The 14973-nt window shown below is 68.7% G+C and carries 6 protein-coding genes, 1 pseudogene and 1 CRISPR repeat array; of the genes and pseudogenes, 5 read left to right on the forward strand and 2 right to left on the reverse strand.

Translation table 11 applies throughout. From position 1 onward, the window contains the following. Positions 1 to 8 precede the first annotated feature (8 nt). The 3 genes and pseudogenes from ABZ340_RS17415 to ABZ340_RS17425 form a co-directional block, all read left to right on the forward strand. On the forward strand, positions 9 to 1649 hold the full coding sequence (locus tag ABZ340_RS17415) for an AAA family ATPase (protein ID WP_181810944.1): 1641 nt from the start codon (positions 9 to 11) through the stop codon (positions 1647 to 1649). A gap of 5 nt (positions 1650 to 1654) precedes the next feature. Next, positions 1655 to 2770 (forward strand): HNH endonuclease, encoded by a 1116-nt coding sequence (locus ABZ340_RS17420; protein WP_358782622.1) that lies wholly within the window; start codon positions 1655 to 1657, stop codon positions 2768 to 2770. Between the two features lie 356 nt (positions 2771 to 3126). Continuing rightward, positions 3127 to 3486, forward strand: a pseudogene (locus tag ABZ340_RS17425) (transposase family protein); the annotation flags it as partial. Between the two features lie 217 nt (positions 3487 to 3703). Here ABZ340_RS17425 and ABZ340_RS17430 read toward each other — a convergent pair. Further along, on the reverse strand, positions 3704 to 3910 hold the full coding sequence (locus ABZ340_RS17430; protein WP_358782623.1) for a hypothetical protein: 207 nt from the start codon (positions 3908 to 3910) through the stop codon (positions 3704 to 3706). Positions 3911 to 4030: 120 nt separating this feature from the next. Then, positions 4031 to 9034 carry a hypothetical protein gene (locus ABZ340_RS17435; protein ID WP_358782624.1) on the reverse strand — a complete coding sequence of 1668 codons (5004 nt, stop codon included), beginning with the start codon at positions 9032 to 9034 and terminating at the stop codon, positions 4031 to 4033. 499 nt (positions 9035 to 9533) lie between these two features. Between ABZ340_RS17435 and ABZ340_RS17440 the strand changes: the two genes are divergently transcribed. Together ABZ340_RS17440 and ABZ340_RS17445 are read left to right on the forward strand one after the other, a co-directional pair. Further along, on the forward strand, positions 9534 to 9803 hold the full coding sequence (locus tag ABZ340_RS17440) for a transposase (RefSeq protein ID WP_358782625.1): 270 nt from the start codon (positions 9534 to 9536) through the stop codon (positions 9801 to 9803). 9 nt (positions 9804 to 9812) lie between these two features. Continuing rightward, positions 9813 to 10631, forward strand: a complete 819-nt coding sequence (locus ABZ340_RS17445; protein ID WP_358782626.1) for a transposase — start codon at positions 9813 to 9815, stop codon at positions 10629 to 10631. 892 nt (positions 10632 to 11523) lie between these two features. Further along, a CRISPR array of direct repeats spans positions 11524 to 14906; the repeat unit is 29 nt; unit sequence CGGACCACCCCCGCGTCGGCGGGGAGGAC. Positions 14907 to 14973 lie beyond the last annotated feature (67 nt).

Genomic DNA, 14973 nt, shown 5'->3' on the forward strand with positions numbered 1-14973 from the left:
AGGATGCCGTGCGGCTGCTGCGACTGAGCCTTCCCTCCTACCGGGGCCTGCACCACTTCGAGCTGGACCTCACGGACGCCCTCGACGGCGGCCATGCCATCGCCACCCTGATCGGCCCCAACGGCGGCGGCAAGTCCCGAGCCTTGCACGCGCTCGCCGAGATCTTCGGCGCCCTGCACCGGCCCGGGCGCCGTGCGGGGTTCGCCTTCGAGCTCGACTACGAGGTCCACGACAGGACGGTCCGGGTCGTTCAGACCTCCCCCGATAGCTCTCCCGAGCTGACCGTGAGCACCTCATTGGGCCGGCCGGTCCGGGTGGCCCGCGCGGTGTGGGCGCAGCATCTGCCCGATCACGTCTTCGGCTACCAGGCGCATGCCCAGGCCCCCTGGACCAGCGAGTTCGAGCAGCACCGCCGCTTCGCCGCCCGTCGCATCGGCCAATGGCGGCGGCAGTGGATGAAGGACTTCGACCACTGGCGCGCACACCACACGCCGGACGAGGCAGAGCTGTGGACCGAGCAGCTCACCCTGCCCATCAACTGCCCCCTGTACACGCCGGTGTTCCTGTGCACGCCCGCGCACCTGCCGCTCCTGCTCCTCGCGCAGACCACCCACTGGTCCGACTCGTTCGGCACCTACCTGCGCCGCCACTCCTACCTCCAGCGGGTGGCCTCCGCGGTCCTGCGGATCCGCGCGCCACGCGCCGCACGCGCCCCGCACCTGGCTGCCCTCCCGTACTGGGGCCTGGGCGGACCCGCCCGCACCCTGTTCGCGGCCGCCGCCGAATCGGGGCGATTCGGTCTCATCCCCGACGCCGACCCGGTGGACGGAGCCGGCAGCCCCGCCGAAGGGTTCCAGATCGACCTGGGCACCGCGGAGGACGTCCGCGCCTTCCGTAACCTCTTCGACAGCGACCTGTCGATGTTCGGCCTGCTCGCCACCCTGCTGGACGCCGGCTACCTCACCGTCGACGTCCGCCTGGACAAACCCGGCGCGCTCACCGTCGGCCTGGACGACCTGAGCTCCGGGGAGCAGCAACTCCTCACCATTTTGGGCCTGCTGCGACTACAGCGGACACATGAGTCGCTGTTCCTTCTGGACGAGCCCGACTCCCACTTCCACCCGGAGTGGAGCCGGCGCTGGTACTCCTCCGTGCGCAGCGTGCTGGGACCGCATCAGCACTCGCAGTTCCTCACCGCCACCCACGAACCGCTCCTGGTGGCCAACATGACCCGTGAGCAGATCCGCGTCGTCACCACCGACGTGGAGGGCCAGGCCACCGCGGTGATACCCCGGGCCAACCCGCGCGGACAAGGCGCCGGCGGCCTGCTGACCACCGACCTGTTCGACCTGCCCACCCAACTCGACGAGCACACCCAGGAGCTGATCGACCGCCAGTACGCGCTGCTCCCCGAGGCGGAAGGCGACCCGGTCAAACAGGCCGCACTGCGCGACGTCACCGCCCAGCTGGAGACCATGGACTTTCCCAACTCCGACCGTGATCCGCTCGTAGCGGCCTTCCTCGCCGAGCTCCACCGCAGACGCCTCGCGCTCCTCGAGGCCGCGCAAGGCCCCAACCCGCCCTCGCCCGAACGACTGCAGGCCCTGGTCGCCGAGCTGTTCCACGAGCGCTTCTCGTCGGTGATCTGACACCGATGAGACACGTGAACATGCAAGGGCTCACCGCCCCGCCGGCCTGGGCAACCAAGGCCAAACGCACCCTCGACGCGGTCAGAGCCGCCGTCGCCGCCGGCACCAAGCGCACATTCACCATGCACTGGACCGAGGACGCCGTACGCAACCTGCTCCTCGAACTAGTCGGCGACAAGTGCTGGTACTGCGAGACCCTCATCGTGCGCGCGGACATCACCGTCGACCACTACCGGCCGAAATCCGAAGTACTCGACGTGCCCGGCCACCCGGGTTACTGGTGGCTGGCCTACGACATGTCGAACTACCGCATCGCCTGCAGACACTGCAACAGCGGCGGAGCCCGCTACAACGGCGTCCGGGAAGGCCGCGCCAAGGGCAGCCAGTTCCCCCTCATAGGCGGAACCCGCGCCCGCACGGCAGCCGACGACCTGGACCGCGAACAACCGCTGCTCCTGGACCCAGCCCACCACAGCGACCCCGACCTGCTCGGCTTCGACAGCGCCGGCTACGCCCGGCGCAGCAACACCCCCTACTCGCTGGCCGAAACGAAACGCGGCCTGTGCCGCGCCGACGAAACCATACGGATCCTCGCGCTCAACGACTCCCACCTCGTCCCGCTCCGCAGCCGCCTCATGCGGGAGGTCGGCGTGCTCGCCCGCTACGGTGACAAGACCGACATCCAGCAGCTGATCGACGACAAAGTGGGACCCAAGGCGCCATACAGCTCGGCAGCCGCCATGGCCCTGGCCCTGCATCGCGCCTGCGACCGGCCCGCCGCCGCGCCCACCACCGCAACGACGCCCACACCCGCCGTCGACCCGGCACGCTCCCGAGTCGACCTGCAAGACCTGCTGCAACATCTGGACCCGGACGACCTGAAGGCCGGCATCACCCTCACCGGCCGGCACGAGAAGAAGGTCCACCAGGCAGTCCTGAACCACGAGGGCCAGATCAACGTCCTGGGCCGCCCCTGGCGCACCCCGACCACCGCCGCCAGGGCCGCGACCGGCAGCAACAAGATCGACGGCTGGGATTTCTGGCGTCTGACCATCGCCGGTGTGGAGCAGACCCTCGCCGAGTTCCGCGCCACGCACTTCCCGCCACCCGCACCAGCGTGAGACATGGGTGCCGGCGGTGAGGACGACGACGCGGCCCATGTTCGCTGTGCGATCCTGAGCGGCAGCCCTATCCGGGTTGAGGTGTTGTTGCAGTGATCGGGTTCAGTACGTGGTGGGCTTTGCTCCGCTATTTGGACATCTGCGAACTATGCAACCAAGCTCAGGCTACCCGAGTTGATCGAGCAGCCCGTGGACTCCACCAGAGCGACCGCTTGAACTCCTCCGAAATACCGCTGTGCAGCCATGGCGACACCTCCATCTCGGACCCCACGATCCGATCCTCAAGAGACGCCCACAAACGAGGAAACCCCACCTGCGGACTCGACCTGCCGAATGCACTCGTGGAGTGGGTCACGATGCTCGTGGTCACCCGTGAGGGCGACCGCTGCTGCAAGCCCCGTCCGTCCCAACGTGCGCTGGTGGCAGTGGTGTACCTGCGTGAGCACACCACCCGGGCGAGGATTGCCGCCGGGTTCGGAATCAGCGAGTCCACCGCCCAGGCTTACACCACCGCGATCGTCGGCCTGCTCGCCGAACGAGCGCCCGGCCTGCTCAAAACCCTGCGCGAGGCAGACCCGGACTTCCTCCTGCTCGACGGCAGGCTTGCCGAGTGCGACCGCGGCGGCGACGGACGCGCCGACTCCCACAAGCACCGCCGACACGGCGTGAACGTGCAGGTGGTCACCGATCCGGGCAGCCGGCTCCTGTGGCTCTCTTTTGGTGCGTTCGCGATGGCGGTGCGGGAATCCTGGCCGAGGGCGGTGAGCGCCGCGTCTACCGGACACCTTGGGCGGATGTCCAGGTGGCGAACTGTTCGCGCCCGGTGGCGGTGAGGGTGAAGACCGAGGCACGGCGGCCGGTAGGCACATTCTTCCAATGGAGATCACCGGCGAACGAGCCAGGCAGCAAGCTCAGTGGCGTTCTGTTAGCAGGTCACTGGCCTTGGAAGGCGACCGCGTCGGGATGGTTGGTGAGCCACCAGCGGCATACGTTCCAGTGGTTGTCCTTGCCGCCCGCGTCGTCGAACGTCACCACGGCAACGACCGGGCCGCTGCAGTGAGGACTCGGTCGGGTGTGCATGCTGCACCTGAGCTGGTTGTCCGGCGACACCTCGTCGATGGCCGTGATGACGGATTTCATGTCATGAGCCTACGGCGATGTCGAACAGGTGCTTGCCTCCTTGATGTCAGTGGCATTGTGCCCGGCCGCAGGGAAGAGGGACGAATGACCCGGCCCGGGGCCAAGTCCGGCGACGGCCTGCTACCGGATGCTTCTCTTGACTTCGGTCACGATGGTCCCAACCTTGCCTGGGCCCTGTGCCGTGCGGCCAGCGCTCTGGCCGAACTCTCTCCAGACACGGGGGTGCTCGGCGGTCACAGGCTGCCGTTCACCGGTCATGCCCTGGACCAGGCAATGGCCGCTGCGCTCGAGGCGGTGCTCGAGCCACTCTCTGGACGCGAGGAGACTGTAAGCCCTGCCGCTCGGGCGGTCCCATGTCAGGTACTGCACCTGCAGTTGCCCGTCGGTGTCGTACCAGAAGGGGCGGTCCGGGTCGCGCCGCAGCCTGCTGTCTCTCAGGAGTGGGTCACTGAGCAGCGTCACGGAGACGGATGCGTCGAGGGAGCAGTCCAGGCTCTGACCATTCCAGTTGTAGGTCTGGTCGGTCGGAATAGCGGTGACGGGTTCCCCATCGGGGTCTGTGGCGAACACCATCCGGCCCTGCGGCTGTGCGGCGAGGGTGCGCTCCAGCCAGTCGTCCTCGTCACCTTCCATCGGACCGTCCGCCCACTGCTCTGCGAGCTCCAGGAGCAGCTCTTCCCGACGCTTCTCCCTGCGCTCCCGCCAGATGGCGATGGCGACACTCCTCTCCGATGCCGGTGGCCCAGGGGCTGGCTCCGGAGAGGAGAGATCATCGTCCTCTGGGACAGGGGAGTCGTCCTCACCGTGATCGGATTCGTCGTACTGAAAGCTACTCACATGCCAGGACTCGGGTTCCGGATCGGTCCAGGGACTGGGGATGGTGGGGAAGTCGGCCAGGAGAAGGCTGTGGCGATCGGGCCCTTCGGGCATCAGCCGGTTTGTGAACGAACGTCCCTTAAGCCATGTGAGCAGGCTGGTGAGTTGGGGGGCAGGCACGAGCCAGCTGTGGATGCGGTGCCATTGCTCTCCCTGGCCACGGGTGACGTTCCATCCTCGGCCGTCGTGGTCGTCCATGGCCTGTTCGTAAAGGACGATCCACTGCCTGCCGTCGCTGTCGGTGCGGATGCCCAGTTCGTCGAGGTCGGGCAGGTTGTCCGGACGGCAGATCCATTCGTCGACGCCCTCGTCGTCGGGCAGGTCGGGGACAGGTGGTGCCAGCGGGTGTGCGGGGTCGGCGATCGCGAAAGTGGCGTGGTCGGCTTCGTCTGGACTGTTGTCGTCGTCGGTGTCGGAGAAGGGGTGTCGGGCCGGAGGAAGGGAGGGGTCGATGTCGAGCAGCGACAGTCGTGCCGCTCCGGGGTATTCGGCGGCGTCGTGCTCGGTTTGCCGGTGGGGGTGCCGGTGGTTCGCCAGGCGTTCCACGAGCTCGTGGAGGGCCATCCACTGGTACTTCTTGCCGACCCGTTCGCCCTTGTGTGACTGGCGGGAGCCAGAGTGGCGGGAACGCATGTTGTCGAATTCGGCGAAGAGTTCAGGCGTCCAGCCCAGGCTGGCGACGCGGGCGAGGACCCAGCGTGCGGCCCACTGTGCGTCGACGTGGGCAGCGGCGAGGCGTTCGTCGTCGGCCGGGGGCACTCGGCAGGCCCGCAGCAGCGCGTACTGGTCCGGGTCGAGGACGTCCCTTGCCTTCCTCCCGGTGAGGAGTTGTTCAACGGCAGCCAGTGTGCTCAAGGCGGGCCGGACGGACTCCGGAAGGCTTTGCGCGAAGGCCGGAATACGGGCGGGGTCGACGACGACAGGATCGTCGGCGCGCTGCCACGCCGGCCGACGGGGATAGTCGGTCGACAGCGGCAGCAAACTGAAGTGCCTTACGGCCGGCCGGACCTGGTAGTCCGCAAAGTCTCCCAGGGGTGAAAGGGACGAGCGGAGCGATCCCCACAGCGACTTGTTCTGCTCCCGCCGCGGGAAGAGCACGTCGAGGTCCTCCTCCGTAGGAGCCTGCCCGATCGGAGGGCAGGCGTGTGGATGCCTGACCGCGTTTGCTTCCTCGCCGGTGACGGCTCCAGCATGGTGCGCCAAGGTCACAACGCGTGTAGCCGCTTCGCACAGCAGCCCGTTCCGTGAGGCGTGCGCGGGCGAATCGACCGCGCCGTAGGAGTACGTGAGGAGCCGCCGAGCGACTGTCCCGAGGAGGTCGTGCTTGCCGTCGTCCTCGCTGCGACGGGCCAGGACTCCATAAGCAACCCACACCAGACGCTCGAAGAGGTAGGGATCATCGATCTTCTCCGCGTCCTCGTGGAGGAATCTGTCCAGGAGGGAGACGAGAACGTCTCCGTGCCCCAGAAGCAGCTGCACCAGGGCCTTGGTGGCCCGGTCGCGCAGGAACCGGTTGGAGGACGTGAGGGTCCACACCAGTGTCGTAGCGGCCAGCCGGACGACTTCCTCGTGGTCGGCTCCGGCCGTCTGCACCGGTCGGCGGGTCCGGTCCCCGAGCCGACGCCGGACCGTGAGGGATGCAGGGTGGAGATGGCGCGGGGTGGGGTACTGCTCGGCCCAGCGCAGCAGCCGGTGCAGTGCCGTGACGTCCCACAGCAAGGAGTAGGTCTCTACGCCCCACCACGCGTCGCGCTCGGGCCGCGGTTTTCGCAGCAGCACCCGGTGGAGACGGTCGGCGTTCAGCAGATGCCCCGGCTCGGCGGTGACCGCTACCGCCGCCTCTAGCACGTCGGAATTGCGTCCGTGGCGTGCGGCGGTCTCGTTGAGGAGCTCGATGGTGCGTTCGTTGACGCTGCGTGTGCTGCGCAGTGGAAGCGTTTCCAGGAAGCTGCGGGCCAGCCGGTAGCCTCGTGCGTCCGCGCGTCTGCCGGGGCCAGCTGTGGCCTCTGCGGATGTGGGAGAGGCGGCCAGCAGGTCGATGAGTTCCGTCCCGGTTTGTTCGGGCAGGAGAATCGACGCTGCTTCCTGGTAGTTCGGGGCAGCCTGCCTCAGCCAGCTTCGCAGCGCGGAATCGGCGGTCAGTGGGTGTCCTTCGCGTAGCGCGTCGATCTCGTCCTGGTGGGCAGCGAAGACCGACCGTACAACGCGGTCGTCGCCGAACGCCTGGTAGGGGAAACCGATACCGGTTGCCTGGTCGGCCTTGTAGGTCCGCTCGTTGGACACCAGGCCCTGGGCGAGGAGCTGCCCGAGCATCGTGGCCGGCCACGACGTGGCCGCCGGTGCGTACGCGTCGACAAGAGCGCGGGCTTCATCACGTGGCAGCACGGAACGCCGTGCGGCGGCCATGCGCGCCGCCAGGGCGTCCACCGCACGGTGCACGGGCCGCTCCAGGGGATCGAGTCCGAGCCGGGAGCAGATGGTCTCCGCACGGTGGTCGACATAGGCGTCGAACACCGCGCTCCGGTCACGCGGATGGCCGCCCGAGCCGCCACGCTCCAGGCTCTTGCTCAGACTGTCCGCGTACAGCTTTACGAACAAGGGGTTGGTGAAGACCGAGGCCAGCAGGGGAGTGTTGGGAAGAACCGCCGCCACATCCCGCAGGTAGCTCTCCAGCCCCTCCATCTCCCGTCCTGCAAAGCCGGAGTGCACGGAGACTGGCACATCGAAGCGATCAGGCACGACGATCGACTTGAAGGTTGAGCGGCAGGACACCAACAAAGCGATGTGCTGGTACCCGGCCAGACGCACCTGCAGCGCGAGCAGTTCGCTCTTCCAGTTCCCGGCGTCGTCGGAGTCATTGAGCGCATCGATGATCAACAGGAAGCGGCAACCGCTTGCCGCGCCAGCGGCGTCCATCGCCTGGAGGAAGTCCCGCTCGGCAAGCGGCCCCAGGCCACGCTTCTGCGCGACCTCACTCAGCGTGTTGTGCCCGGTGAGCTCCTGCCCGAACACCACCAGCGCCGGACGGCCCTCGTCTACGGCCCGCCGCGCGGCGTCGACCAGCAAGTGCGTCTTGCCCTGCCCTGCCTCCCCCAGGAGCAGCCAGGTCTTCTTCTCCGCTGTCTGGGCAGCGGGACTCCGCAACAAGCCGTCCAGGCGCTCGCAGGCGTCGAAGGCACGAGCCAGAGCGCGCTCGCACAACCATTGCACGCTCTGCACCGCGGTCACCGGAGCGTTTGCGCCCCGTCCGGCCGCAGGTATGGCGTCGTCGCTTTCACGCTCTTCCTCGGTGAACCGGTTAGCCAGGTCCTTGAACTCACCCAGCCGCTCCAGCATGTCCTCCACCACAGCAGAACTCTGCTCGGCGGGGAAACCGGACGTTGCGCATGCAGCGGACAGGTCGTGGACCAAGGTGTGGGCGCCTTCCCGCAACGCGGGCGTCCACGCGTGCACCCACCGCGCCAGCGCCTGATGGTCGGGGCTGCTGGCCGGCGCGGGATAGCTGTCGTACCAGCGTGTCATCTCGGAAAGGAGGGTCACCACAGCGGCCTGCAGATCCCGGGATCGCTGGACGCCCTGCCTCAAGAACTCCTGCGGCAGGGCGCACGCATCCGCCACACGCGCAAGGGGCAACGTCACATGATGCTCGGGTGTGTACCGCGCCTCGGCCAGACGCTCAGCAAGCGTGACCTGTTCCCTGAACCACTCGCTGCCCAGCGCCCGCCGTTCGAAGAAGAACCACTGACGCCCCTCATTTCCAGGCCGGGTCAACCGCTCCAGCAGCTCACCGCCACCGACGTAGCGGATGTCCACGTCGGCAAGACCGGGCAAGTCCTTCTTCCACCGGGCGACGTTGCTGTTCCACCGCTCCCTCGCACCGGTACGCGCCTTCCCGCGCGGGGTGACAGGGGTGGGGTCGGAGAGGTCGAAGGGGGTGAGGAATTCAAGTCGGACGATCTTCCGGTTCGCGATGTTCTCACCGACTGTTTTGGCGCTCTTCTTCGCCTGAGGGATGAGATCGTCGATGTTGTGGACGAACTTGACCTGGTATCCGTGCGCAGCACTGCCGTCGGGCGCCTGGTCATACCATTCGACGCCGCCGTCCGGAGCAGCAGTCTTGATCGTCTCCCAGCCCGGAGGCGCCGGCGTCCGGAGCTGGAAACAGAGTTCCTCGAACGCGCGATGCTGGCTGCCGTCCCATTCCCGGATGCTGTGCCAGTTGTGTGCCCTGCTGTCGTTCGATGCCACTGCCGTCCTCTGACCGTCCCGCCGCCCCACTGTGCGCGTGTCGGATCCCAGCGTAGAGGGCTGCGCTGACACACCAAGTTTTCCTGGGTCGATGGACCGGATCAGGCGTAGGAATTCCGTTGTAGCCGGTGCTGACCCGAGCGCTGCCGGCCATGACGGTCAGGAGTGGACGGTAGTCAACGCCTTGTCAGCGCGCTCAGTCATGTTGAGCATCGGTTCGGTCGAAGTCATCCGGCAGTGATCGAGTCATGCCGCTGTACCGGGATCGATGGGACGGTTGTGCAGTGCCGTCCCAGGCGGAGGTCTGACTCATGAGATCTATGACCGAAGTGTCCAGCCACAGACCTGTCGACTGTCGTCGCGGGATGCTGCCTGCCACCGAGCCACAGGGCGTGTCCCAATAGGGGCCTTGCCGAGTTCAGGCGCCATCATGGTTCAGACCGTCCATGCGGGCCGGTGCGATCCGCCCAGCACGTCACCACCCGGGAGGCGAACCACCATGACGACCAGACAGCGCAGCACCTCCTCGAACACGGACCCGCCCGTGCGGAGAGAGGTCGTACTGGGCGTGGACACGCACGGCGAGATGCATGTCGCTGCCGTGACCTCCCCGCTGGGGAAGGTCCTGGGTAACGAGTCGTTTCCGGCCACGGCGGCCGGCTATCGGCAGCTGCTCGTGTGGGCCCGCAAGCGGGGGACGGTGCGTCGGGCCGGCGTGGAGGGCACCGGCACCTTCGGCGCGGGCCTGTCCCGCTACCTGGTGACCTAGCAGATCCAGGTGTTCGAAGTGAACCGGCCCGACCGGTCGGCCCGCCGGTTGCTCGGTAAGTCGGACCCGCTCGATGCGCAGGCCGCAGCGCGAGCCGTGCTCAGTGGTCGCGCCCGGGCCCAGGCCAAATCCGGCGACGGACCCGTGCACAGCGCCCGGATCTACAAACTCGCCAAGGACTCCGCGGTCAAGGCCCGCACTCAGGCGATCAACCAGCTCAAGGCCGTCCTGGTCATCGCCGACCCCGCCCTGCGGGAGCGGTTGTCGACCTTGGGCAATGCCGAGCTGTTCCGCACCTGCGCGACCCTCAGCCCGCCCGATGGTGGGGGAGACGAGGACGCGGTGGCCCAGGCCACCCACATGACGTTGCGCATGCTCGCCGAACGCATCGAACAGCTCAGCGGACAGATCAACGAGCTGAACCAACGCCTGACCCGGCTCGTCGAACGCTACGCGCCGCAACTGCTCGTACCGGTGGGCATCGGCCCGGACAGTGCCGCCACTCTCCTGATCACCATGGGGGACAATCCCGAGCGACTGAACACTGAGGCGTCCTTTGCTGCCCTTTGCGGAGTCAGCCCCATCGAGTACTCCTCTGGCCGGCGGTGCACGCGTCGGCTCAACTACGGCGGCGACCGTCAGGCGAACGCTGCCCTGCACCGCATCGTGTTCACCTGCCTGCGCCACGATCCGCGCACCCGGGCGTACTACGAACGCCGCACCCAGGAGGGCAAGACCCGCGGTGAGATCATCCGATGCCTCAAGCGATATGCCGCCCGCGAGGTCTTCAACCTGGTCAGACCGGTTTCCCGCGCCCCCGCGTTATAGGGGCCTCGTCGTAGCGGTCCTAGGATGTCGGATGGCCCCCAACGCTGGCATCGTTGTACTCCGGAACTCCGCTCTCGAGTACACGGAGCAGGGATGCCGTGACGACGCGCGTCTTACGGCCGATACGCAGCACGCGGCAGGGAAACTGCCCGCTGCGGATCAGGTCGTATCCCTTTGCACGTGAGAATCCGAACGCTCTTGAGGCGTCCTCCACGCTCGCCGTTCCGTTCCAGGTGGCGCGGATGTGGGCAGAGCTAAAGGGAGGGGCCAGGGCTTCGTCGATTCCTGTGTACATCCGAGTTCTTTCGTCTTGACCGGTTGCCACCCCATTCCGGGCCTACGGAGGTCACTCGCGCAGGTGCTCGGGGCCACCGTCAATACTCCGTACCATCGCCGGTTTGGCTAACCGGCGATTCTGGGCTATGTTGTCCCGCCTTCCGTAGAGAACCGCCTCTGGCGGAGTGAAGTCCGATCACGGAGAGCGAGTTGTGTCCAGTGAGTGACGCCATTCGCGGCGCTGCATCAAACGGCAGCGGTCGCCCAGCAGTACGAATTGCAAGCGCATCTGTTACCAGTGAAGTACGTCGTCAAGTTGTTCAGTTAAGGGAGCTGACCTGCGGTGATTCCACCGTTCCTGCCGCTGACCTGGGGAGTTGTGCCTTTCAGCGTCTTTCACGAACATGCAGTCTTGTGTGGACGATTCTCCCCACGCGCTCCCCAGCGACGCGGATACTCCCCAGATTCTCCCCAGGGAAGCCGTCGTCGAGAGCAGTTCCCGGTGGCAGCGTGTTCCCGGCCCACCAATAGGTGGACGCGCTGAGTCACTGATGCGAGCTGACCGGTTTGGAGCGGGCAAGGCGTCTCCGCGGTCAGTTGCCCCGTACAGCTCAACCGGACCACCCCTGCGTCGGCGGGGAGGACGCTCCCATCAGCTCGCCGGGATTGCGTACCCGCGGATCACCCTTGCGTTGCCGGCGGGGAGGACGAGAAGCCGACCATCTACCCGATCCGGGACTTCGGATCACCCCCGCGTCGGCGGGGAGGACGGTCGGCCCTTGCGCGGGCCCTCCGGCGTGGCGGATCACCCCCGCGTCGGCGAGGAGACTCGAGGAACGCCTCAGCCGCCTTCTTCCCGCCCGGAACACCTCCGCGTCGGCGGGGAGGACCCCCGCGCGGTGAGCACGTTGACGACCGACCGCGGACCAACCCCGCATCGGCGGGGAGGACGAGCCGCCCCAGCCCACCGCCGGCCCCGGACCCGGACTACCCCCGCGTCGGCGGGGAGGACGGTGGCGCCGCCCCGCTGTGGTGCCGGAGTGCCGGACCACCCCCGCGTCGGCGGGGAGGACTGACACGTCTGCAACGCCGTGCCGTCATTGGCCGGACCACCCCCGCGTCGGCGGGGAGGACGCGATCAAGTCCGTGACCCTGAACATGGACGACGGACCACCCCCGCGTCGGCGGGGAGGACGAGCGCACGGACGGCGCCTTGCTGCCGTCCGCCGGACCACCCCCGCGTCGGCGGGGAGGACCCCGGCGCCGGTCTCACGCACCACTGCGACGGCGGACCACCCCCGCGTCGGCGGGGAGGACCATCTTCCGGCGCCGCATCATCGCCCGCATGACGGACCACCCCCGCGTCGGCGGGGAGGACGAGCCCGGCCCCGACGCCCTCGTGCTCCTCGGCGGACCACCCCCGCGTCGGCGGGGAGGACGCCACGTTCAAGGACCGGGATATGCGGAGGCACGGACCACCCCCGCGTCGGCGGGGAGGACGGGCCGCGCTGCTCCTCGAACGGGACGTCCACCGGACCACCCCCGCGTCGGCGGGGAGGACTGGGCCCGGCACTCCCGCTCCATGAACGGCTACGGACCACCCCCGCGTCGGCGGGGAGGACGAGCCCGGCCCCGACGCCCTCGTGCTCCTCGGCGGACCACCCCCGCGTCGGCGGGGAGGACGCCACGTTCAAGGACCGGGATATGCGGAGGCACGGACCACCCCCGCGTCGGCGGGGAGGACGGGCCGCGCTGCTCCTCGAACGGGACGTCCACCGGACCACCCCCGCGTCGGCGGGGAGGACTGGGCCCGGCACTCCCGCTCCATGAACGGCTACGGACCACCCCCGCGTCGGCGGGGAGGACGCGAGGATCTTCTCCGCCAGCCCCTGAACTCGCGGACCACCCCCGCGTCGGCGGGGAGGACCCAGGAGTCGCATTCATCGCACCATCCGTCCGCGGACCACCCCCGCGTCGGCGGGGAGGACGGGGCCCGGGGTCAATGGAGTCGGTGGTCAGTCGGACCACCCCCGCGTCGGCGGGGAGGAGGTCTGCCCGAGCTGCCGCAGGGAGGAGGTGAGCGGAACCACCCCCGCGTCGGCGGGAGGACGGGTAAAGCGCCAGCTCGGCCTGCGTCCGCGCCGGACCACCCCCGCGTCGGCGGGGAGGACGAACGCGACCTCGAAAACAGACCCCACGTCGTCGGACCACCTTCGCGTCGGCGGGGAGGACTCGCGAGACGGAGACGCCATCATGGCACTCGGAGGACCACCCCCGCGTCGGCGGGGAGGACAGGACGAGCCGGACATGGCCCGCACCTGGAACCGGAACACCCCCGCGTCGGCGGGGAGGACTGGGTGCACGGCACGAGGGAGGGCGTCCAGCACGGACCACCCCCCGCGTCGGCGGGACTGCGCCGCGCTGCGCTCCTCCATCTCCTGGAGCGGACCACCCCCGCGTCGGCGGGGAGGACGCACCGCCACCGAAGTGGCTCGCGTCGATGAACGGACCACCCCCGCGTCGGCGGGAAGGACTCCCCAAGAACCTCTACGTGGCCCCTGGGGACCGGATCACTCCCGCGTCGGCGGGGAGGACCGCTGCCAATCCGGGGCCCGCTCCACCAGCACCGGATCACCCCCGCGTCGGCGGGGAGGACTCCGGCGTGTCCCGGGCTTCGTCCCGGGCGCGCGGATCACCCCCGCGTCGGCGGGGAGGACCGTCCGTCGGTGGGGTTGATGAAGACCTTCCGCGGACCACCCCCGCGTCGGCGGGGAAGGACGCCCTCGACCGGCCGCGCGGGTGGACCTTGCCGGATCACCCCCGCGTCGGCAGGGAGGACCGAACTGGGGCAGGATGCCCTTCGCGTATGCCGGACCGCCCCAGCGTCGGCGGGGAGGACGCAAACGCGGCGTAGCCTTCCACAACCGTGCGCGGACCACCCCCGCGTCGGCGGGGAGGACACGCCGACCGAGTAAGACCCCACAGCCCCCGTCGGAACACCCCCGCGTCGGCGGGGAGGACTCAGAGGCATCCGGACCGGCCGGAAGTTGAGCCGGATCACCCCCGCGTCGGCGGGGAGGACCGCGTCCTTGAACCCAGCTCCGGCAGCGGCAACGGATCGCCCCCGCGTCGGCGGGGAGGACGTCCAGTCCGCCACCGAAGATCACAGCATTCACGGACCACCCCCGCGTCGGCGGGGAGGACAACCGAAGGGAGAACGACACCCTGTCCGAGAACGGACCACCCCCGCATCGGCGACGAGGACCTTGCCCGGGCGGTGAAGGAGTACACCAACGTCGGACCACCCCTGCGTCGGCGGGGAGGACGCGACGATCACCAAGGCCGAGGTGTACCTGTACGGACCACCCCCGCGTCGGCGGGGAGGACCGCGCTGCGTCGGGGTCGGCCCACGGATCCGTCGGATCACCCCCGCGTCGGCGGGGAAGACTCTGGCCCTGTACGCCGATCCATGCTTGGGCGACGGATCACCCCCGCGTCGGCGAGGAGGACCCGTGACCCGCGCGCTCACCACCCCGTCCTGGCGGACTACCCCGCGTCAGCGGGGAGGACGTGTCGTGCTCGTCGGGGGTGGACCGGGTCGTCGGACCACCTCCGCGTCGGCGGGGAGGACAGGCTGTGGAGCAGGTCGTAGTCCTCCGCGAACGGAACACCCCCGCGTCGGCGGGGAGGACGTCGTGCACTACGACCCCGACGCCGAAGAGGGCGGAACACCCCCGCGTCCGCGGGGAGAACACCGTCTACATGCTGCTGCGCTGCAACGCTTCCGGAACATCCCCGCGTCGGCGGGGAGAACACCGCACAGGACTCGGCGAGCAGGTCGATGAACGGATTACCCCCGCGTCGGCGGGGAGGACCTGTACATCACCTTGCCGTCCGCGTCCACGCACGGATCACCCCCACGTCGCGGCGGGGAGGACGCCAGCAGGACGGCCTCAGCCCGGTCAGGGGACGGATCACCCCCCCCGCGTTGCAGGGAGGACCAGAACGAGCGGGTCGGCCCCCTTTGTAGCCGGATATCTCGTCCTGCGGGGTATCCCCGCTGCGC

Source organism: Streptomyces sp. NPDC006134, from assembly GCF_040628835.1.
GTDB lineage: Bacteria > Actinomycetota > Actinomycetes > Streptomycetales > Streptomycetaceae > Streptomyces.